The organism is Pseudomonas sp. NS1(2017) (assembly GCF_002269425.1).
Classification (GTDB): Bacteria; Pseudomonadota; Gammaproteobacteria; order Pseudomonadales; family Pseudomonadaceae; genus Aquipseudomonas; species Aquipseudomonas reactans.
On sequence record NZ_CP022960.1, the window covers coordinates 3,237,848 to 3,258,133 of the forward strand.

A 20,286-nucleotide genomic window follows, 5' to 3' on the forward strand; every position below is an offset into this window, starting at 1 on the left:
TTAGGTGTCTGATCATAAGTACCGACTAAGCCTCAACCGGGCGTGCCCGGCGGGGTGAGGGGGCTTGCTGCAGAGGAGAGAGCGTGATGATTACCCGGCCATGGGAATCGCTTGGCGATGGCCCCGACAGGGCCATGCCATGCACCTTGCAATCAGCGCGAGCGCGCGTGCAAGGCGTTCTCGGAGAACCAGGCGTAAGCATCACGCAGCCCGTCTTCCAGGCTGATCGTTGCACGCCACCCCAGGTGTTCTAGGCGTGAAACATCCATCAGCTTTCTCGGTGGGCCGTCCGGCTTGCTTGCATCAAAGCTCAGGCGACCTTTGAATCCGGTAACCTTGGCCACGGTTTCGGCCAGCTCACGAATGGTGCAGTCTTTTCCTGTCCCGACGTTGATGTGCGAGAGCATCGTCTGGGTGTGGGCAGCGTACTGTGGCTGATCCAACTCCATGATATGAACCGAGGCATTGGCCATATCGTCGACATGCAGAAACTCACGCATTGGGGTTCCACTGCCCCAGATCACGACCTCTTCGATTCCTTGCTCGACGGCGTCATGGAAGCGACGAAGAAGGGCTGGAATGACGTGGGAGTTTTCCGGGTGAAAATTGTCATTCGGGCCATACAGGTTGGTCGGCATGGCGCTGCGGTAGTCACGGCCATATTGACGGTTGTAACTCTCGCAAAGCTTGATCCCGGCGATTTTCGCAATCGCGTAAGGCTCATTGGTGGGTTCGAGCACACCCGTCAGCAAGGCTTCCTCCGGCATCGGCTGATGGACTTTGATCGGGTAGATGCAAGACGACCCCAGAAACAACATCTTCTGCACATTGTTCTGATGCGCAGCATGGACGAGGTTTGCCTGCATCATCAGGTTTTCGTAGATGAACTCTGCCGGGTAGGTGTTATTGGCGTGAATGCCTCCCACCTTTGCGGCCGCCATGTAGACCTGGTCAATCTTGTGTTCGGCAAAAAACGTCGCTACCGAATGCTGATCGAGCAGGTTCAATTGAGCCCTGTCGCGGGTAACGATATTCGTGTAACCCAAGGCTTGCAGGCGTCGCACAATGGCCGAGCCGACCATGCCTTTATGGCCAGCAACAAAAACATGCTCGCTCAATTGACGTGACATCCTAGTTCTCCAGCGACACCGGCAAATCGTAACCGTGGTTTTTCAGCAGCGCATGACGCTGGGCTACTTTCAGGTCTTCGCGAACCATTTCGGCACACATTTCCTGAGCGGTGATTTCGGGTACCCAGCCCAGCTTGGTTTTTGCTTTGGTTGGGTCACCCAGCAGGGTTTCCACTTCTGCGGGACGGAAGTAGCGTGGGTCAACACGAACCAGGGTGTCGCCCACCTTGAGGGCAGGGGCCTTGTCACCGGTGATGGATTCAATGATGCCGCGCTCGTCCACGCCGGTGCCTTCGAAGCGCAGGGTCAGGCCGAGTTCGGCAGCAGACCAGCGAATGAAGTCACGCACGGAGTACTGCACGCCGGTGGCGATAACGAAGTCTTCAGGGGTGTCCTGTTGCAGCATCATCCACTGCATGCGGACATAGTCCTTGGCGTGGCCCCAGTCGCGTAGCGCATCCATGTTGCCCATGTAGAGGCACTGCTCAAGACCTTGGGCGATATTGGCCAGGCCGCGAGTGATCTTGCGGGTGACGAACGTTTCGCCGCGGCGTGGCGACTCGTGGTTGAAGAGAATGCCGTTGCAGGCATGCATGCCATAGGCTTCACGGTAGTTGACCACGATCCAGTAGGCGTAAAGCTTCGCGACGGCATACGGCGAGCGCGGATAAAACGGTGTGGTCTCCTTTTGCGGGGTTTCCTGCACCAGTCCGTAAAGTTCAGAGGTCGAAGCCTGGTAGAAACGGGTCTTTTTCTCGAGGCCGAGCAAGCGGATGGCCTCAAGAATGCGCAGGGTGCCCATGGCATCCACGTCTGCGGTGTACTCCGGCGACTCGAAGCTGACGGCAACGTGGGACTGTGCGCCCAGGTTGTAGACCTCGTCAGGCTGAACTTCCTGAATGATACGGGTCAGGTTCGACGAGTCGGACAGGTCGCCGTAGTGCAAGATGAAACGTTGATTATCAACATGCGGATCCTGGTAGATATGATCGACACGCTGGGTGTTGAAGGAGGATGCACGTCGCTTGATACCGTGGACTTCGTAGCCTTTTTCCAGCAGCAACTCTGCCAAGTAGGAGCCGTCCTGGCCGGTGATCCCGGTAATCAGCGCTTTTTTCAGGGTCATGTCTACGTCCTAGAATTCTTTGAATATGTAGTTAAATCGCATTAAGCATGCTGCGAATGACATCGGGCATCGTTGACCGGGCTTTCCACCCCAGAATGCGCTCGGCCTTGACGGGGTCCGCACGACTGACCAGCAGATCAGTCGGCCGAAAGAACTCTTGTGATTGATCCACGTAAGCTGTCCAGTCGAGGCCTAGTTGCGTAAACGTTTCTGCTACGAAGGCTTCCAGCGTGTGCGTCTGGCCCGTAGCAATCACGAAGTCACTTGGCTCATCGCACTGCAACATTCGCCACATGGCATCAACGTACTCTGAGGCGGCTCCCCAGTCCCGCGCAATATCCAGTCGCCCAAGCGTCAATCGCTCGCCCGAACCAGAAGCAATGCGCTTGGCTGTAGTCACAATTTTTTGTGTAACAAACCTGGAGGGGCGTAATTCGGATTCGTGATTGAACAATATGCCGGTACAAGCGAAAAGATTATAAGCTTCACGGTAATTATCGACCAGCCAGAAAGCGGAGGATTTAGCCACGGCATAAGGGCTGCGGGGATGAAACGTGGTGTTTTCCGACGCCGGCTCGCCATTCGTGTCGCCAAAACATTCGCTGGACCCCGCTTGATAAAACCGAATAGGCCGTTCGGTCATTCGACAGGCCTCAAGCATGTTCAACGTTCCGAGCGTGATGCTTTGAATCGTTTCGGCGGGTTGCTCGAATGACAGCCCAACAGACGACTGGCCGGCCAAGAAATACACTTCGTCCGGCTGGCTGCGCTTGAGCGCCATGAACACACTGCGAAAATCCTCCGGCACCATCGACAGGGTTTTGACCTTCGAAAGAATGTCCAGCCGCTTCAGGTTCGTGAATGACGAACCTTGTGCATCTCGCGAGGTTCCCCAGACGCAATAACCCTTGTCGAGGAGGAGCTTCGTCAGATAGGCGCCATCCTGCCCACTCACGCCACAAATCAGGGCTGTTTTTTCTGAATATTCCAAAACATTACCTTTGTAAGGACTGGTAGATCGAGAGTGTTTCCTGAGTGCAGCGCCGCCATGAGAAATGGTTCAGGCGTTCGTGACCTAGCCTTACCAATCGGGCAATTTCATCCTCAGAGTAAACCACTCTTTCTATAGCACTGGCCATTTCGTCGCTATCGAGGGGGGTGAACAGGATCCCCGCATCGCCTATCACCTCGGGCATTGAACTGGTCCCACTGCTGATGACGGGGCAGGCGTGGGCCATGGCCTCCAGCGGTGGAAGGCCGAAGCCTTCATATAGGGAGGGATAAACGAAGGCGCGGGCGTCTTTATACAGTTGGCCCAGCAAGGCGTCATCACCGCCCACCTGGCGTACTTGCTCCGCAGAAAAACCAAGGCGTTGTATCTGTTCCAACTCACCCGCCGAAAAAGCCCCGCCGCCAAATGCGACGATATCAAAATCGACTTTCAGGCCTTGTGAACGGGAGACGGCATCCAGCAGGCCGGAGAAGTTCTTGTAGCCATGGCGACTTCCGACATACAGCAGATAAGGTTTGGAGGGCGGTGCGGTGTGCGTCTGCGACGCAGGTTTGAATTGTTCGAACCCCAGATGAACAACGGACAGTTTTTCCTCGGGCACGGAAAACAGCCTCATGAGGTCCTGTCGGGTACTTTCCGAAATGCAGATAACGTGGTCAGCCCGCTCTACGGCCCGTCGTTTCAGCGATGTTGTTTGATCCCGTGGCGAAAAGTTCTCGGGGAACAGTTCATGAATCATATCGTAAACCGTCAATACCACCGGACAGCCTTTGGGCGCGGCACTGAAGCGTGAGAAATAGGTTTCATGTGCCACTTGAGGTCGCCAACCCCGCATCGCCTGTTGCCCCAGCAGATGGTTATAGATCAGCGCAAGTCTTGTCGTGCGGGGAGGGTATTGCTCTGCCTGGCGACCATGGACGATGCCATCGGGCAGGTCCTTCAGATAAAAGTTACGGTGAAGCGGCGAGAAAATGCCCACGTCGTTGCCGCTGATAGCCATTTGTTCGGCAATCCGAGAAAAATAGCGAGAAATGCCGCCGTAGTTTTGCAGGCAGAAGATCTGGTGATCAAAAGCAACGCGCATTTTTAGTGTTCGCCCCGTGAAAAATAAGATCTCAATAGATCAACAATCGAATGTGTACTTTATCAAGCACAGTGCAGCTAGTTAGGGTGGGTATGATCATGCGTTGACATTATTGCAACGTCTTTCTCCATTCGATCTTTCGTCCTGCAAGGCGCAAAACAAACACGCGAAGCCCGACCAGTACGTAGGTGACGCCAAGGGAAAATGTCATGGTAAAGATGTTATTGAAATCAAGCATGTCAAACAGTGCTTTCATGGCAAACAGCGAAGACAGTGTGATGACGGCAGGAATAAATATGGCCTCGGCGTACCAGGTGCCCACCGCTTTTACTTTCAGTTTGCGAAAAATGATGGGTGAGCATATCACGACGTAACACGCGTTCAGGATCATCCAGGGCCATGCGCTTCCGTTCAGCCCATAGTGCGTAGCCAAGTAGTAGGTGAGTGGGACCATAAAGACCACCGCTGTGGCGTTCTGCCAAACACTGAAGCGTGTCCAGCCGTGGGCCAGTTGCAGCGCGTAAGGCATCTGCATGAATGAGTAGAGCATGGTCCCGACAGCCAGCATCAACAGTGGCGTATTCGCCAGCGCTGCAACGTTTACATCTCGCGTCCAGAAGAACAGCAAAGGCTGGCTGTACAGCGCCACCCAGATAGAGAACGGAATGACCAGCAACGAGAGTACCTGGCTGGCTCTTGTAAAGATGCGAAGCGTTTCGTCGCCGTTCTGGGTCGCTACAAGCGCGACAAGTTTTGGGTAGTACACATTGAATATGGGAGAGATCAACCTGAACGCCACTGAACCGACGGTCCATGCGAGCATGTAGCAGCCGAAGTCTTTTAAAGAAAGTATTTTCGAGAGAATAATCTTGTCAACTTGCATTAATAAGAAGGCAAGAATATTGGTGGCGCCCACTCCGGCGGCAAAACCGCCCAAGCGTCGAATAGTGTCGATGGAAAATAGCTGAACGGCTTTCCAGTCCGGTAGGTGGTTGATCAACTGCGTGCGCAGTACCAGAACGGTGACCAAGCTATTAATGCACTGCCATATCAGGAACCATTCTACCGTCGGAGAAACGAGCCATAAGACCACCGCGGCGCCTGCTGCACGAGTTGTTGCAAAAAACGAACTGATTGTGTTGAGCGTGACGTGCTTTTGAAGGCCGATCAAACTGCCGTAGTAGAACGCGATCGGAAACTGCAGCCACAGTGCGATCCCCATGATTCTAAGCGACTGGGTGACCGATTCAATGTTGTCCGCACTGACCGTCAGCCAGTGATCTGCGATCAGTGGAGCCAGCAGCAGGACGCCCGTACCAACAGTCGTCGCCACGCCCCAGAAGATGCACTCAACGCTTTTAAGTGTGAGGACGACTTTCTGTTTGTCGGCTGCAGATGCGCCTTCATGCGTGGACGCTTCTCTTGTCGCGACAGCACCAAAGCCGCCGTCAAACATGGACATGGCTGAAGAGAGGATGATAAAGAAACCAACAAGTCCGTAACCCTCCACACCAATGAACTTGAGGTAAAGGGGAACAAAACAGATCCCCATCAGGGCCATCCAGCCTTGCCCCAGGAAGTTTGCCGAAATGTTTTTAAACATACCGCTCACTCATAGTCACCCTCGACATCGCTGTCAGGCAGGCGTAGCGCATTCGGAAAATCGAAGAAATCGAACGCATGTTTCGATTGAATGGGTGAAATACGTTCTGGCGACATGACCCTTAGCCACAGCAAATAATGAGGGTTGACTTCATTTTGATAACAGGAATTGGCGGTGCGGCCGAGAGTACGTTTGAGGGGGCGTTGGCTGTTTTCAGAAAGGAGTGTGTCCCGCTCTTCATAGAAAACCTGGCCTTCCAATGCCTTATAAAACCGCCCAGTCAATCTGACAGGCACATCAATGTCTTTGCAAGACGAGCGCTAAAGGACGATGGGCAGGCGGGAAGCCTAGCATGACGTAGGCACATTAAACAGTCTTGAGGCCCGCGCAGGTTCTTGAATTTGCGCCTGAAAAGGGATGTCGGCGCGAGGGAACCGCTGGCTTGCATACTCGGGAACTTTCGCAAGTTCGAGCGAGGCCGGTGGATGTGCAATTCAGAAGAATCTTACAGAATTTCCGCGAAAGCCGACTCAGTTTGCCTGGAGAAGGGTAGTCGTGGCTTTCGGCCTTGGCTGCCGGGCTGCGGCAAGCAGGTCCACGGGGGCTCAACATGCACAGAGTCACCCGCTGCAACGCTTGAGCCCCTGCTGTTTCTTCGGAGTGCGCAGTCTCAAGTGGTACTCTATTGCGCCTCGCGATCAGCGGGTACGGATATGCAGGGACGGGCCTTTGCGACGGCCGTGATGAATAGGCGTGTTGTCTTCGAATCGTGCGCGTCGAAACAGGCGTAGGCGCAAGGCGTAGTGGCGATGCGATGGCTTAAACAAATGTTCAAAATCAGCGGGCCGGGTCACAATGGTTTCGCGGTTTACGTCGCGCATTGCGAGTGCCTGCGGTCTACGTGCTTTTACGTTTGGAAATAGCTTGGAAGAACATTTTGAATGTGTGTATAGGCGGTTGGAGAATGCGGGTTGAGTCATAAGAAAACATTCTTCGTGACCGGAGCAAACGGCTTTGTTGGCGCTGCGGTGGTAGAGCGTCTGGCGTTGATGGGCGATTGCCAGGTGCGTGCACTTGTGCGTCGTGACGGCGTGGTGTTGCCGGTAACGGCAACCCCCGTCCGTGTAGGTGAGAACTACCTTGCCGGAGAGGACCTTCCTCTTGCGGGCGTAGACGCGCTGATTCATTGTGCGGCGCGTGTTCACATCATGTCCGACGCATCCAGCGATCCGATTTCAGAGTATCGCAAGGTTAACGTAGATGGGACGTTGAGGTTGGCAGAGCAAGCTGCGCGGGCAGGTGTAAAGCGCTTCATCTTTATCAGCTCAATCAAGGTCAATGGGGAGGGCACTCGCGTTGGCGAGGCCTATAAGGCGGATGACCTTCCCGCGCCGTCCAGCCCTTATGGCATTTCCAAAATGGAGGCAGAGCAGCAACTTCGGCTGCTGGCGCAAAGGACCGGCATGGACGTTGTTATTATTCGTCCGGTTCTCGTGTACGGACCGGACGTGAAGGCAAACTTCCATAGCATGATGGTGTGGCTGAATAAAGGTATTCCCTTGCCGTTGGGGGCGATCCGTGGCCAGCGCAGTCTGGTGGCGCTGGATAATCTGGTAGATCTGATTGTGACGTGCCTTCACCATCCTGCCGCCGCCAACCAGACATTCCTGGTGAGCGATGGCGAAGACATGACCACTACTGCACTGTTGAAGCGTATTGGGGCTGCACTGGGCAAGCCCGCGCGGCTGATTCCTGTGCCCGAGCCCTTGTTGCGCTGGTGCATGGTGCTGATTGGGCGCAAAGGCGTCGGTCAGCGTCTGTGTGGGTCGTTACAGGTTGATATCAAGAAAACGCGTGACCTCCTGGGATGGACGCCTCCTTTCACGGTGGCGATTGCTCTGCGCAAGACCGCTGAATGTTTTCAGGAAAAGTCGAAGTAGTGGGCTCTTTTGACAAGAGCCGGAATTGGAGTCGTTGATGAACCACTTTGTATGGCTTGCGCCTGTCGTCGCAGCCCTTGCATTTTTCTTGACCTGGTTATTGCGCCGCTATGCGTTGGCCCGAAGCTTGATCGATGTGCCTAACGCGCGTAGCTCCCACTCGGTTCCGACACCTCGGGGGGGCGGCGTCGCGATTGTTGTGAGCTTTCTGGCCACATTGGTCATACTATTCTTCAGTGACGACGTCCCCCGTACTGTCATTTGGGCACTTCTGGGGGCGGGCGCTGCGGTAGCCCTGCTTGGGTTTCTTGATGACCATGGTCACATCGCGGCGCGTTGGCGTTTGCTGGGCCACTTCAGCGCAGCCCTTTGGGTGCTGATCTGGCTAGGCGGCTTGCCTGCGATCAGTTTGCCCTGGGGGATGGTTGACCTGGGATGGATGGGCCACGTCCTCGCTGTTTTTTATCTGGTGTGGATGCTCAACCTTTACAATTTCATGGACGGTATCGACGGCTTGGCAAGTGTCGAAGCGATGTGCGCCTGCCTCGGTGCTTGCCTGGTCTATGGGTTGGCTGGACATCCGGCGCTCATCTGGATGCCTCTGTTGTTGAGCATGGCAGTGCTGGGCTTCCTCTATTGGAATTTCCCGCTAGCGAGAATATTCATGGGGGATGCCGGCAGCGGTTTTCTGGGGCTTATCCTGGGTGGCCTTTCCCTGGTGGCGGCCTGGCAAGACGCGAACCTGCTCTGGGTGTGGCTGATTCTTCTGGGCGTTTTTGTTGTCGATGCGACCTTTACCTTGAGTCGCCGGCTGATGCGAGGTGACAAAGTCTATGAAGCCCATCGCAGTCATGCCTATCAGTTCGCGTCGCGTAAAGTGGGTCGGCATTCGCCGGTGACATTGTCGGTTCTGGCGATCAATCTGTTTTGGTTGACGCCCATTGCCATTGGCGTAGGTGTGTTAGGCCTGAACGGCGTGCTTGGACTGGTTGTTGCGTATATTCCGCTGATCGTGCTGGCTGTGAAGTACAACGCGGGCGAGTTGGAAGCAGGCTGAACGCGCTCGCAGCCAACGGGCGTAAGTGTCAAGCTGCTCGCACGCAGCCGTGGAGTCAAGCATTACAGGGTGGCGGCAGGAATAGGAGCAGCACAGGTGTTTGAGGAGTTTATGGGTACTATCCGGTCATATCTGTTGGGGCTTCCCCGACGGCGCAAGCGTGTCTTGCAAGTCATCACAGACGTTTTTCTGGTCTGGATAGCTTTGTGGATGGCGTTCGTCGTTCGTTTGGGGGTGGACGATATGATCAACCCTGTCGTGCAGCACCGCTGGTTGTTTCTAAGCGCACCGGTCGTGGCTATCCCGTTGTTCATCCGTTTTGGCATGTACCGCGCCGTGATGCGTTACTTCGGTAACGACGCCTTGATTGTGATAATCAAGGCGGTCAGCCTTTCATCGCTGATACTTGGGGTCGTGGTTTATTTATATAGTAATCATCAAGTTGTAGTACCGCGCTCGATCATCTTCAACTATTGGTGGCTGAGCCTGATATTGGTGGGCGGCTTGCGTCTGGCCATGCGTCAGTATTTCCTGGGCGATTGGTTTACTGCGGCGCAGCACGTGCCCTTCACCAGCCGGGAGGACGGCCTGCCGCGTGTGGCGATCTACGGCGCGGGGGCTGCGGGTAATCAGTTGGTTGCTGCTTTGCGCATGGGGCGTGTCATGCGACCTGTCGCGTTTATTGACGACGATGATGGCATTTGCGACCGAGTCATTTCGGGCCTGCAGGTATACAAGCCCCGGCACATTCAGCGCATGATCGATGCAACCGGGGCCCAGGAAATTCTGTTGGCCATCCCTTCGTCCAATAGAGCCCGACGACGGGAAATCCTGGGGTTCCTCGAAGGTTTTCCATTGCATGTTCGCAGCGTGCCGGGGTTCATGGACCTCGCCAGCGGCCGGGTAAAGGTCGATGACATCCAGGAAGTCGATATCGCTGATTTGCTTGGACGGGATCCGGTGCCAGCACAAGCGGAACTGCTGGAACATTGCATTACGCGGCAAAGCGTTCTGGTGACTGGAGCGGGCGGCTCCATCGGAGCCGAATTGTGCCGTCAGATCCTGACGCTCAATCCCACGACATTACTGTTGTTGGAGCACAGCGAGTTCAATCTCTACAGCATTATGTCCGAGCTCGAACAGCGTATCACCCGTGAATCGCTTTCTGTCCGGTTGCTACCCATCCTTGGGTCGGTGCGTAACCAGGGCAAGCTCCTGGACATCATGAAAACGTGGCACGTCGATACCGTTTACCACGCGGCAGCCTATAAACACGTGCCTATGGTCGAGCACAATGTTGCCGAAGGCGTGTTGAACAACGTAATCGGCACGCTGAACACCGCACAAGCCGCGCTTCAGGCCGGTGTCGCTAATTTTGTACTCATCTCAACAGACAAGGCCGTACGCCCGACGAACGTCATGGGCAGCACCAAGCGCCTTGCCGAACTGACGCTGCAAGCACTCAGCCGTGAGCTGGCCCCCGTGTTGTTCGGCGACAAGGCTAATGTTTCACGGGTCAACAAAACGCGTTTCACCATGGTCCGGTTCGGCAATGTACTGGGCTCTTCCGGCTCGGTGATCCCCCTGTTTCATAAGCAAATCAAGTCGGGTGGGCCTATCACCGTCACCCATCCGAAAATTACACGCTACTTCATGACGATCCCGGAAGCCGCACAGCTGGTCATTCAGGCAGGCTCCATGGGGCTTGGGGGCGATGTGTTTGTGTTGGACATGGGGGAACCGGTGAAAATCGTCGAGCTGGCAGAGCGGATGATTCATCTGTCCGGCCTGAGCGTTCGTTCTGACAAGAACGCTCACGGCGACATCGCAATCGTGTTCACGGGACTACGCCCCGGCGAAAAGCTTTACGAAGAGTTACTGATCGGCGACAACGTCGTTGCTACCCAGCACCCAATGATCATGAGTGCCAACGAGGACTACCTGTCGTGGGACATCCTCAAAGGCAAGTTGACCGAACTGCTGTCCGCCGTGGAGCAGGACGACTACACCCGCGTTCGCCAGCTACTGCGCGACACCGTCAGCGGCTATTCGCCGGATGGTGAAATTGTCGACTGGATCTACCAGCAGCGACGCCTGGAGCCGTGAATTAACACCCTGTTACTCAACCGTTTTTGACTCTTCCCAAACGTCACCTAAGTTTGGAAGGCAGCTTAGGAAAGCTGCTTTCCCTCATTGATGTCATGGAGCGTCACAATGCAAAATACCTACCTTACTTCCCTGATCTTCGCCTTCCTCACCAGCCTCTCCGTCACCACCACCGCAGCCCCTTCCATCAAGCCCGAAGCGCCAGCGCCTACTGCCACTCAGATGTCCAAGGCCGAACAATCCGCCAAGGTCAACCTGAATGCCGCCGATGCCGAAACCCTGCGCCGTGATCTCTTCGGCATCGGTGCCGCCAAGGCCAAGGCGATCGTTGCCTACCGCGAAAGCAATGGGCCGTTCACGGCGGTAGATGAGTTGTTGGAAGTGAAGGGGGTAGGCAAGGCATTGCTGGAGAAGAACCGCGAGAGGCTGACGATCAATTAAATCAGCCGGGAAAGCCGGTCACTGACCGGCTTTTTCATCCTCTGAAACCTGGGTTTTCAAGCTCTCCCGCACCACGTCCATGATCGTTCTGGCCAATGCCGGATCTGCGACACTCCTGGCCAGCACCAACGCTCCCACCAGCGTCGACATCATTACCAGACTTTCTGCATCCCCCCGTCCATTCGTTAAAGCCGTTTCAATCTGCTTTAGCCGTGCGTCGAGTACTGCGTCCGTCGTTGCACTGTGCTGGCCCCTCAGGCCCAGTTCGGAGGACATGGTTGGCAGCGGACAGCCTTGGTCCGGGGACGTCAGGTGCCACTCCGACAGGTAGCTATCAATAAACGCCTCCAGCGGCCGCTCCTGGCTGAACAGCATCTCGCAATGGGCATCCAGCTCAGCCGCAGCCGCCTGCAGCGCCTTCTCCACCAACTCATCCTTGGATTTGAAGTGGGCATAAAACCCGCCATGCGTCAGGTTCAGCGCCTTCATCAACGGCTGTAAGCCAGTCGCGCCGATACCGTCGCGTCGAAAGCGTACGGAAGCTTCCTTGATGATGCGTTGGTGGGTCTGGGCTTTATGATCGGATGAATAACGCATAGGACCGCCTCGGTTACAGGCAGGCAGTTTAACCAACTTGAGTCTTTTTACACGCATGCACATTGGCATGAAACGTGATTACCTCTACGTCATAGATTGTTCAACAATCATGAGGTGTCCATGACGCTCAGTTTGTCTTTAGCCGACCAGATTGCCCTGGAGCTTCGCGCCGACATCATCGGCGGGCGGTTGTTGCCGGGGATGCCGTTGGTCGAGGTAGAACTGGTGAAGGCTTACAACGCATCACGCAATACCATTCGCGAAGCGTTGCATCGCCTGGGCCAAGAAGGGCTGACGCGTTATGTGCGCAACAAAGGGGTAATGGTCCGTCGTCTGCAACGAGAGGAGGTGCGCGATTTGTTTGTCGTCCGTCGTACCTTGGAACTGCAGGCCATTGCCCAAAGCGGTCCCCTCACAGAGACCCAATCCGAACACATGCAAAACGCAATCGACGCCACCACTTTGGCCCGTGAGCGCGAAGACTGGCGTGCGGTCGCCACCCACAGCCTGGTGTTTCACCAGCAGATCGTCGGGTTGATACGCAGCCCCTTGTTCGATGAGTTTTTTGCTCAGGTCATCGCTCAGCTGCGTCTGGTGTTTTGCGCCGCGCCTGATGAGCAGCGTTTTCAATCGCCATGGTTGGAGCGCGACCGGGAGATTTTCACGTTATTGGCCCAGCAGGATAAACCGTCGGCAGGGGAGGCGATGAGCTTGTACCTGGATGATTCGGAACGCCTGTCACTGGCCTTGTTTAACCAGCCCTGATCGAGGATCTGCACCATGTACAAAGACTACCCGGCCGCTTATCAGGTCAGTAAAGGTTCGGCGTTGCAGGTCGACACGGCGTTTTACGAGCGCATTCGTGACCGAAAAGATCAACGCAGTTTGATTGAGCAGTTTGAGGTGCCGATTCGTACGGGCAGGGCATGGAAGGTGCCGGCCGGGCACATGTTCCGCGTGACCACACCGGTCGGCCCGCAGGTGGGTGACTTCAATGTGTGGAACGCCAACGACCCTCGCGAACGTTTGTGGGCAGCGCGTACACGCCAATTGCAGGGTGCGCATGTCAGCACTCATGACCGGTTATGGTCGAACCTGCCATTCCTACGGCCTTTGGTGACGATCACCGACGATAGCCTGGCGAGCTACGGCATCGACGAACACGGCGGGCGCTTGCATGACTTACTCGGCACGCGTTGCGATCCCTATGTGAACCGCATGCTGACCGGCGAAGACTTCCACCACCATTGCCATTCGAATCTGACCCGCGCGGTTTTACCCCACGGTCTGACAGAATTCGACGTGCATGACGTGTTGAATATTTTTCAGTGCACCGGCCTCAATCACGACGATATGTATTTCATGAAGGCCTGTCCGGCGCAGAAGGGCGACTACCTGGAGTTCTTTGCCGAGATTGATTTGTTGTGCGCGTTGTCGACGTGCCCCGGCGGAGATCTGTCGCTGCCGATGTGGGGGCCGCAGGCGCAGGATCCGCTGACGGTGTGCCGTCCGCTGGGGGTTGAGATCTACAAACTGGAGGATGAGTTGCTGAACGGCTGGCGCCAGCCGGAACGTGCTGCCTACAAGGGGCAGCACGGGTTGCATATTGCCAAGGCGGCTTGGGAATAACCCAGGGTTCAGCGATCCTGCGCGTCCTTGGCATCCGCCTGGGCGTTGCGTTCGGCAACACGCTTGCGTTGTTCGTCGGTGAGTTCGACTTTGTTGGCGCTGTCACGCAGCATCATCAGCCCACCGACGATCGACCCGATCGCAACTACCATAATCAACCACGCATACCACGGCATAAGGCTCTCCTTGAGGCAGATTGCCGTGGGAGAACTTTCCCACGGGAATAACTGCTTTGAGTGACGGGCTTTCTTACTAGTTCAGTGTAGGCCCGTTCTGCCTCTCAGTAGATCAGAGCCCGGTCAACATCGCATCTGCCGGTGCATCGGCCCGGTCTTGCGCAGTCATCTGGAAGTAGGCAAACCCCACCGCCATGAAGCCCAGGAAGATCAGCCCGATCAGCGCGTTGAACCAGGCCATGGCTACCAGGCACACCACCGCCAGTACCAGCGCAATGCCCGGCACGATAGGGTAACCCGGTGCGCGGAAGGTACGCTCCAGCAGCGGTTCGCTCTTACGCAGTTTGAACAGGCTGAGCATGCTCATGATGTACATCACGATGGCGCCGAACACCGCCATGGTGATCATCGCTGCGGTCAGTGTCATGCCGCCCAGGTTGATCAGGCCGTCGCTATAGATCGCCGCGATGCCGACCACGCCCCCGGCGATAATTGCCCGGTGCGGTGTCTGAAAACGCGACAGTTTGGCGAGGAAAGACGGCAGGTAGCCGGCGCGTGCCAGGGCGAAGAACTGCCGCGAGTAGCCGAGAATGATGCCGTGGAAACTGGCTACCAGGCCAAACAGGCCGATCCACACCAGCATGTGCAGCCAGCCAGAGCTGTCACCCACCACGGTTTTCATAGCTTGTGGCAGGGGATCGTTGATGTTGGACAGGGTGCGCCAGTCGCCCACGCCACCGGCAAAGAACATCACGCCCATGGCCAGGATCACCAGGGTCAGGATGCCGCTGATGTAGGCTTTTGGAATGGTGCGCTTCGGATCTTTCGCTTCTTCAGCCGCCATGGCCGCGCCTTCAATGGCGAGGAAGAACCAGATGGCGAAAGGGATCGCAGCAAACATGCCGGCAATCGCTGGCGCGCCAAAGGTGTCGGAACCGGCCCAGCCGTTCAGGGCGAAGTTGCTGAAGCTGAACGCAGGTGCGACGACGCCCATGAACACCAGCAGTTCGGCGACGGCGAGCACGCACACCACCAATTCAAAGGTGGCGGCGAGTTTCACGCCGAGGATGTTCAGGCCCATGAACACGATATAGGCCCCAACGGCTGCGTGTTTTGGGTCCAGCGCGGGAAACTGCACATTCAGATAGGCGCCGATGGCCAATGCGATCGCAGGCGGTGCGAAGACGAATTCGATCAAGGTCGCAAGCCCGGCGATCAGGCCACCTTTCTCACCGAAGGCGCGACGGCTGTAGGCAAACGGGCCTCCTGCATGAGGAATAGCCGTGGTTAGCTCGGTGAAACTGAAGATGAAACAGGTGTACATCGCGGCGACCATCAACGAGGTCACCAGAAAGCCCAGCGTCCCGGCCACACCCCAGCCATAGCTCCAGCCGAAGTATTCGCCGGAAATCACCAGCCCGACGGCGATGCCCCATAAATGCAGGGTGCCCAAAGTGGGTTTGAGTTGTGTGTTCATTGTGTTGCTCTCCCTGAACCGGTTGGAATGATTCAAGGTGTTGCAGCGGACATGCCAGGATGGGAATGATTGTCGTAAAGCTGCGCAACTGTCGCCACGGGAACGGTTTGGCGTTTGAAATTTGCCCGCCTTGCACCAGATAGGTGCTGTGTTGACTGAGCTGGCGCCTTCGCGGGCAAGCCCGCTCCCACACTCGACCGAGTTGTCATGGCGAGCGGTGATCAAAGTGTGGGAGCCGGGCTTGCCCGCGATGAGGCCCTCCCATTCAACAACCCCCCCCTGTAAACCCCGCATAAACCCACTCTTTACGCCGTCTTTACGCCCTGCCTGCTCCCTCGCTCTCGTTCCTTTACGCCACTCCTGCCGACAATTGCCCCACACGCGGCACTCGCCGCTAAACGGAGAGACTTCCATGAGCGTTCTGGACGGGGTGTCACTGCTATTGGCCGTGGCGCTGTTCATTTATCTGCTGGTTGCGCTGTTACGCGCGGATCGGAACTAGGAGCGGGCCATGCACAGTTATGACTATTGGCTGATCATTGCCTTCTTTGCGGTGGTGTTGGTGCCGGCCCCGTTTCTGGGGCGGTTCTATTACAAGGTGATGGAAGGGCAGCGCACCTGGCTCACGCCGGTATTTGGCCCGGTAGAACGCGCCTGTTATCGCCTGTCGGGCGTGGACGAGCATCAAGAACAAAGCTGGCAGAAGTACATGCTGGCCTTGCTTGCGTTCAACCTCGCAGGCTTTTTGCTGTTGTTCGCGATCCTGCTGTTCCAGGACTATCTCCCACTGAATCCGCAGAAATTGCCGGGTCAGGAGTGGACATTGGCCTTCAACACCGCGGTCAGTTTCATGACCAACACCAACTGGCAGTCCTACAGTGGTGAAGCGTCCCTGAGCTACCTCAGTCAGATGGCCGGCTTGACCGTACAGAACTTCGTCAGTGCGGCCACCGGTCTGGCAGTCCTCGTCGCGTTGTGCCGTGGGATCGGTCGCAAATCCACCAAGACCCTGGGCAACTTCTGGGTCGATATGACCCGCGCCACCCTCTATGGCCTGCTGCCGCTGTGCCTGGTGCTGGCGTTGTTCCTGGTGTGGCAGGGCGTGCCGCAAACCTTCGCTCACTACGTGGATGCCGTGACGATGCAAGGTGTGGATCAAGTGATCCCCCTGGGCCCGGCGGCCAGCCAGATTGCGATCAAGCAATTGGGCACCAACGGCGGTGGCTTCTTCGGCGTCAACTCGGCGCATCCGTTCGAGGATCCGACCGCTTGGGCCAACCTGTTCGAGCTGGCGGCAATCATTCTGATCCCGGTGGCGTTGGTGTTCACCTTCGGCCACTACGTGAAGGACCTGCGCCAAAGCCGCGCGATCCTCGGCTGCATGCTTGCACTGTTCCTGATCGGCGGCGCGACCTCGCTGTGGGCCGAATACCAGCCCAACCCGACCCTGAACAACCCAGCCGTGGAACAAACCGCGCCGCTGGAAGGCAAGGAAGCGCGCTTTGGTACCACCGGTACAGTGCTTTGGTCGGTGACCACGACGGCGGCGTCCAACGGTTCGGTCAACGGCATGCAGGACAGCCTCAACCCCCTTAGCGGTATGGTTGCGCTGGTCAACATGATGGTCGGCGAAGTGATCTTTGGGGGCGTCGGCGCCGGTATGTACGGCATGTTGCTCAACGTGCTGATCGCGGTGTTCCTCGCCGGCCTGATGATCGGTCGCACCCCGGAATACCTGGGCAAGAAACTGCAGGCCAAGGAAGTGCAATTGCTGGTGGTGACCTTGCTGGTCATGCCGGTTGGCGTACTGGTGCTCGGCGCCATTGCCGCGAGCCTGCCTGGCCCGGCCGGAGCCATCAGCAACCCTGGCCCCCACGGTTTCAGCCAATTGCTTTATGCCTACACCTCGGCCAGTGCCAACAACGGCTCGGCGTTTGGCGGCTTCAGTGCCAACACGCCGTTCCACAACTTGATGCTGGGCCTCGGCATGTTGATCGGTCGCTTCGGCTACATCCTCCCGGTACTGGCCCTGGCCGGCAGTCTGGCGATGAAGAAGACCGCACCGATTGGCCAGAACAGCTTTCCGACCCATGGCCCGCTGTTCGTGACCCTGTTGACCGTGACCATTTTGCTGGTGGGCGGCCTGACCTTCCTGCCGACGCTGGCACTGGGCCCAATTGCTGAACACTTGAGCATGGGCTTCTAAGGGGATATGAAAATGAATATGCCTGCAAAAAATGCGGCTCCAGTGCAAACCCAGGAGCCCGCCAAAACCGCCATCTCCGCCCTGTGGCGCCCGGCGTTGGTCCAGGCGTTCGTCAAGCTGGATCCGCGTCAACTGCAACGCTCGCCGGTGATGCTGGTGGTCGAGTTGACGGCCATCCTCACCACCGTGCTGTGCTTCGTGCCTGACACCGCCGTGCCCACCTATGTCGCGGTGCAAATCGCGGTGTGGCTGTGGTTCACCGTGCTGTTCGCCAACTTCGCCGAAGCCTTGGCCGAAGGGCGTGGCAAGGCCCGTGCCGACAGCCTCAAGGCCGGCAGCGAGGGCCTGAGCGCACGCCGCAAGGAGGCCGATGGCAGCTTCAAGGTCGTGCCGGCCACCAGCCTGCGCAAAGGCGATGTGGTGCGCGTTGCCGCCGGGGAAATGATCCCCGGTGACGGCGAAGTCATCGAAGGGATCGCGGCGGTCAACGAAGCGGCGATCACCGGCGAATCCGCACCGGTGATCCGCGAGTCCGGTGGCGACCGTTCGGCCGTCACCGGCAACACCCGCCTGGTGTCGGACTGGCTACTGATCCGCATCACCGCCAACCCGGGTGAGTCGACCCTGGACCGCATGATCGCCTTGGTGGAAGGCGCCAAACGCCAGAAAACCCCCAACGAAGTCGCGCTGGATATCCTGCTGATCGGCCTGACCCTGATCTTCCTGTTGGTGGTGGTGACCCTGCAACCCTTCGCCCACTTCGCCAATGGCAGCTTGCCCCTGGTGTTCCTGGTCGCACTGCTGGTCACGCTGATTCCTACAACCATCGGTGGCTTGCTGTCGGCCATCGGCATCGCCGGCATGGACCGCCTGGTGCGCCTCAATGTGATCGCCAAGTCTGGCCGCGCCGTGGAAGCGGCGGGTGACGTGCATGTGTTGCTGCTGGACAAGACCGGCACTATCACTTTTGGTAATCGTCGGTGTGCGGCGGTGGTCGCAGCGCCTGGCGTCAGCGGCAAGGAAGTGGCCGAAGGCGCGTTGTTTGCGTCCCTGGCGGATGACACGGCGGAGGGTAAATCCATCGTCGAATACCTGCGCGCCTTGCACCCTCAAGCCGAACCGAGCGCAGACGAACTGACGGCCGTGCCGTTCAGTGCTGAAACCCGCTTGTCCGGTGTCGACTACCAGGGCCGCGTGTTCCGTAAAGGCGCGGTGGATTCGCTGTTGGCCTTCATCGGTCAACAACGTCGCGACTTGCAGCCTGCGCTGTCGCGGGAAATCGACAAGATCGCCCAGAGCGGCGGCACCCCGTTGCTGGTGTGTGCCGACGGCAAGTTGCTCGGCGCGATCCACCTGAAGGACGTGGTCAAGCCGGGCATCCGCGAGCGTTTTGCCGAGCTGCGCAAACTGGGGATTCGCACCGTGATGGTCACCGGTGACAACCCGTTGACTGCTGCTGCAATTGCCGCCGAAGCGGGCGTGGACGACGTGCTGGCTGAAGCTACGCCGGAGAAAAAACTCGCCCGCATCCGTCATGAGCAAAATGACGGTCGCCTGGTGGCGATGTGCGGCGACGGCGCCAACGACGCCCCGGCGCTGGCCCAGGCTGACGTCGGCATGGCCATGAATGACGGCACCCAGGCCGCCCGCGAAGCCGCCAACATGGTCGATCTCGACAGCGACCCGACCAAGCTGCTGGACGTGGTGCAGATCGGCAAGGAATTGCTGGTGACCCGTGGCGCGCTGACCACCTTCTCCATTGCCAACGACGTGGCCAAGTACTTCGCGATCTTGCCCGCGCTGTTCGCCTCGATCTATCCGCAACTGGGCGTGCTCAACGTGATGCACTTGCAGAGCCCGCAGAGTGCGATCCTCTCGGCCATCGTGTTCAACGCCCTGATCATCGTGGTGCTGATTCCGTTGGCGCTGCGCGGTGTGCGTGTACAAGCGGCGAGTGCGGCGGCGTTGCTGCGCCGCAACCTGCTGATCTACGGGCTGGGCGGGATCCTGGTGCCATTCGTGGGCATCAAGGCGATCGACATGCTGCTGACTGCGTTGCACCTGGTTTGACCCGAATCCTGTGGGTGCCAGTTGGGTGCCCACAGGTTGCAATGACCGAATTGAGGAATCCGAAATGTCCAACATGATCCGCCCGGCCCTAAGCCTGCTGGTGCTCATGACCCTGATCACTGGCGTCGCTTACCCACTGGTGGTAACCGGCGTCGCCCAAGTCGCCTTCCCGGACCAGGCCAATGGCAGCCTCGTGCGTGACGACAGCGGCAAGGTGCGTGGCTCCAGCCTGATTGCCCAGGATTTTACCGGCGATAGCTGGTTCCACCCACGCCCATCGGCAGGCGCTTTCGCGACGGTTTCCAGCAGTGCCAGCAACCTTGGCCCGAGCAACCCGGCGCTGGCGACGCGCATCTTCGATGACGCAAACAAACAACTGGTACCCGGTCAGGGGCCCGTCCCTTTGGCGTTGCTGACTACCTCTGGCAGCGGTCTTGATCCACACTTGCCACCACAGGCGATTGCCTATCAACTGGCGCGGGTGGCGGCGGCGCGGAATGTGCCGGTGTCGACCTTGCAGCGCTTGCTCGATGAGCATATCGAAAGCCCGTTGGTGGGCCCGCCGGTGGTGAACGTGCTGGCGCTGAACATGGCGCTGGAAAAGCTGTAACCCGATCAATACCTGAAGGACA

At 57.5% G+C, this 20,286-nt stretch carries 19 protein-coding genes; 10 read left to right on the plus strand and 9 right to left on the minus strand.

The window, feature by feature from the left end; genetic code table 11:
* Positions 1-152: 152 nt before the first annotated feature.
* The 6 genes from CI807_RS15340 to CI807_RS31305 form a co-directional block, all read right to left on the minus strand.
* Positions 153-1,130, minus strand: a complete 978-nt coding sequence (locus CI807_RS15340; protein ID WP_095015236.1) for a GDP-L-fucose synthase — start codon at positions 1,128-1,130, stop codon at positions 153-155.
* A 1-nt stretch (position 1,131) separates the two neighbouring features.
* Positions 1,132-2,256, minus strand: a complete 1,125-nt coding sequence (gene gmd, locus CI807_RS15345) for a GDP-mannose 4,6-dehydratase (protein WP_095015237.1) — start codon at positions 2,254-2,256, stop codon at positions 1,132-1,134.
* Positions 2,257-2,287: 31 nt separating this feature from the next.
* The gene (locus CI807_RS15350; RefSeq protein WP_095015238.1) at positions 2,288-3,247 is read right to left on the minus strand and encodes a GDP-mannose 4,6-dehydratase; all 960 of its coding nucleotides are present in this window, start codon (positions 3,245-3,247) and stop codon (positions 2,288-2,290) included.
* 4 nt (positions 3,248-3,251) lie between these two features.
* A complete protein-coding gene (locus tag CI807_RS15355; RefSeq protein WP_095015239.1) occupies positions 3,252-4,352 on the minus strand; it encodes a glycosyltransferase family 1 protein in 1,101 nt (366 codons plus the stop codon).
* Positions 4,353-4,461: 109 nt separating this feature from the next.
* Positions 4,462-5,955: a lipopolysaccharide biosynthesis protein gene (locus CI807_RS15360; RefSeq protein ID WP_256578773.1), complete on the minus strand. Its 1,494-nt coding sequence runs from the start codon at positions 5,953-5,955 to the stop codon at positions 4,462-4,464.
* 5 nt (positions 5,956-5,960) lie between these two features.
* Entirely contained in the window at positions 5,961-6,251 is a 291-nt protein-coding gene (locus CI807_RS31305; protein ID WP_157742033.1) for a hypothetical protein, read from the minus strand.
* A 675-nt stretch (positions 6,252-6,926) separates the two neighbouring features.
* On the opposite strand from CI807_RS31305, the gene CI807_RS15375 reads away from it, so the two are divergent.
* The 4 genes from CI807_RS15375 (at position 6,927) to CI807_RS15390 (ending at position 11,499) form a co-directional block, all read left to right on the plus strand.
* On the plus strand, positions 6,927-7,895 hold the full coding sequence (locus CI807_RS15375) for an SDR family oxidoreductase (protein ID WP_095015243.1): 969 nt from the start codon (positions 6,927-6,929) through the stop codon (positions 7,893-7,895).
* Positions 7,896-7,932: 37 nt separating this feature from the next.
* Positions 7,933-8,952, plus strand: a complete 1,020-nt coding sequence (locus CI807_RS15380) for a glycosyltransferase family 4 protein (protein ID WP_095015244.1) — start codon at positions 7,933-7,935, stop codon at positions 8,950-8,952.
* A 111-nt stretch (positions 8,953-9,063) separates the two neighbouring features.
* Entirely contained in the window at positions 9,064-11,058 is a 1,995-nt protein-coding gene (locus tag CI807_RS15385) for a nucleoside-diphosphate sugar epimerase/dehydratase (protein ID WP_095017559.1), read from the plus strand.
* A gap of 108 nt (positions 11,059-11,166) precedes the next feature.
* A complete protein-coding gene (locus CI807_RS15390) occupies positions 11,167-11,499 on the plus strand; it encodes a ComEA family DNA-binding protein (RefSeq protein ID WP_095015245.1) in 333 nt (110 codons plus the stop codon).
* An 18-nt stretch (positions 11,500-11,517) separates the two neighbouring features.
* Here the strand turns inward: CI807_RS15390 and CI807_RS15395 are convergent, their stop codons facing one another.
* Positions 11,518-12,096, minus strand: coding sequence for a TetR/AcrR family transcriptional regulator (locus tag CI807_RS15395; protein WP_095015246.1), 579 nt, complete (start codon positions 12,094-12,096; stop codon positions 11,518-11,520).
* 120 nt (positions 12,097-12,216) lie between these two features.
* Here CI807_RS15395 and CI807_RS15400 point away from each other — a divergent pair, with 120 nt between their 5' ends.
* Positions 12,217-12,861 carry a GntR family transcriptional regulator gene (locus CI807_RS15400; protein WP_095015247.1) on the plus strand — a complete coding sequence of 215 codons (645 nt, stop codon included), beginning with the start codon at positions 12,217-12,219 and terminating at the stop codon, positions 12,859-12,861.
* A gap of 15 nt (positions 12,862-12,876) precedes the next feature.
* The gene (locus CI807_RS15405) at positions 12,877-13,725 is read left to right on the plus strand and encodes a DUF1989 domain-containing protein (protein ID WP_095015248.1); all 849 of its coding nucleotides are present in this window, start codon (positions 12,877-12,879) and stop codon (positions 13,723-13,725) included.
* Positions 13,726-13,733: 8 nt separating this feature from the next.
* Here CI807_RS15405 and CI807_RS15410 read toward each other — a convergent pair whose 3' ends face one another.
* A complete protein-coding gene (locus CI807_RS15410) occupies positions 13,734-13,901 on the minus strand; it encodes a DUF2897 family protein (RefSeq protein WP_003172675.1) in 168 nt (55 codons plus the stop codon).
* Between the two features lie 112 nt (positions 13,902-14,013).
* Positions 14,014-15,378, minus strand: a complete 1,365-nt coding sequence (gene eat / locus CI807_RS15415) for an ethanolamine permease (RefSeq protein ID WP_038844515.1) — start codon at positions 15,376-15,378, stop codon at positions 14,014-14,016.
* A gap of 412 nt (positions 15,379-15,790) precedes the next feature.
* Here eat and kdpF point away from each other — a divergent pair, with 412 nt between their 5' ends.
* The 4 genes from kdpF (at position 15,791) to kdpC (ending at position 20,264) form a co-directional block, all read left to right on the plus strand.
* Entirely contained in the window at positions 15,791-15,880 is a 90-nt protein-coding gene (kdpF, locus tag CI807_RS15420; protein WP_003218754.1) for a K(+)-transporting ATPase subunit F, read from the plus strand.
* Between the two features lie 9 nt (positions 15,881-15,889).
* Positions 15,890-17,584 (plus strand): potassium-transporting ATPase subunit KdpA, encoded by a 1,695-nt coding sequence (gene kdpA / locus CI807_RS15425; RefSeq protein ID WP_016975348.1) that lies wholly within the window; start codon positions 15,890-15,892, stop codon positions 17,582-17,584.
* 12 nt (positions 17,585-17,596) lie between these two features.
* A complete protein-coding gene (gene kdpB, locus CI807_RS15430; protein WP_177111598.1) occupies positions 17,597-19,654 on the plus strand; it encodes a potassium-transporting ATPase subunit KdpB in 2,058 nt (685 codons plus the stop codon).
* Between the two features lie 64 nt (positions 19,655-19,718).
* Positions 19,719-20,264 (plus strand): potassium-transporting ATPase subunit KdpC, encoded by a 546-nt coding sequence (kdpC, locus tag CI807_RS15435; RefSeq protein ID WP_095015250.1) that lies wholly within the window; start codon positions 19,719-19,721, stop codon positions 20,262-20,264.
* The last annotated feature ends 22 nt before the right edge of the window (positions 20,265-20,286 follow it).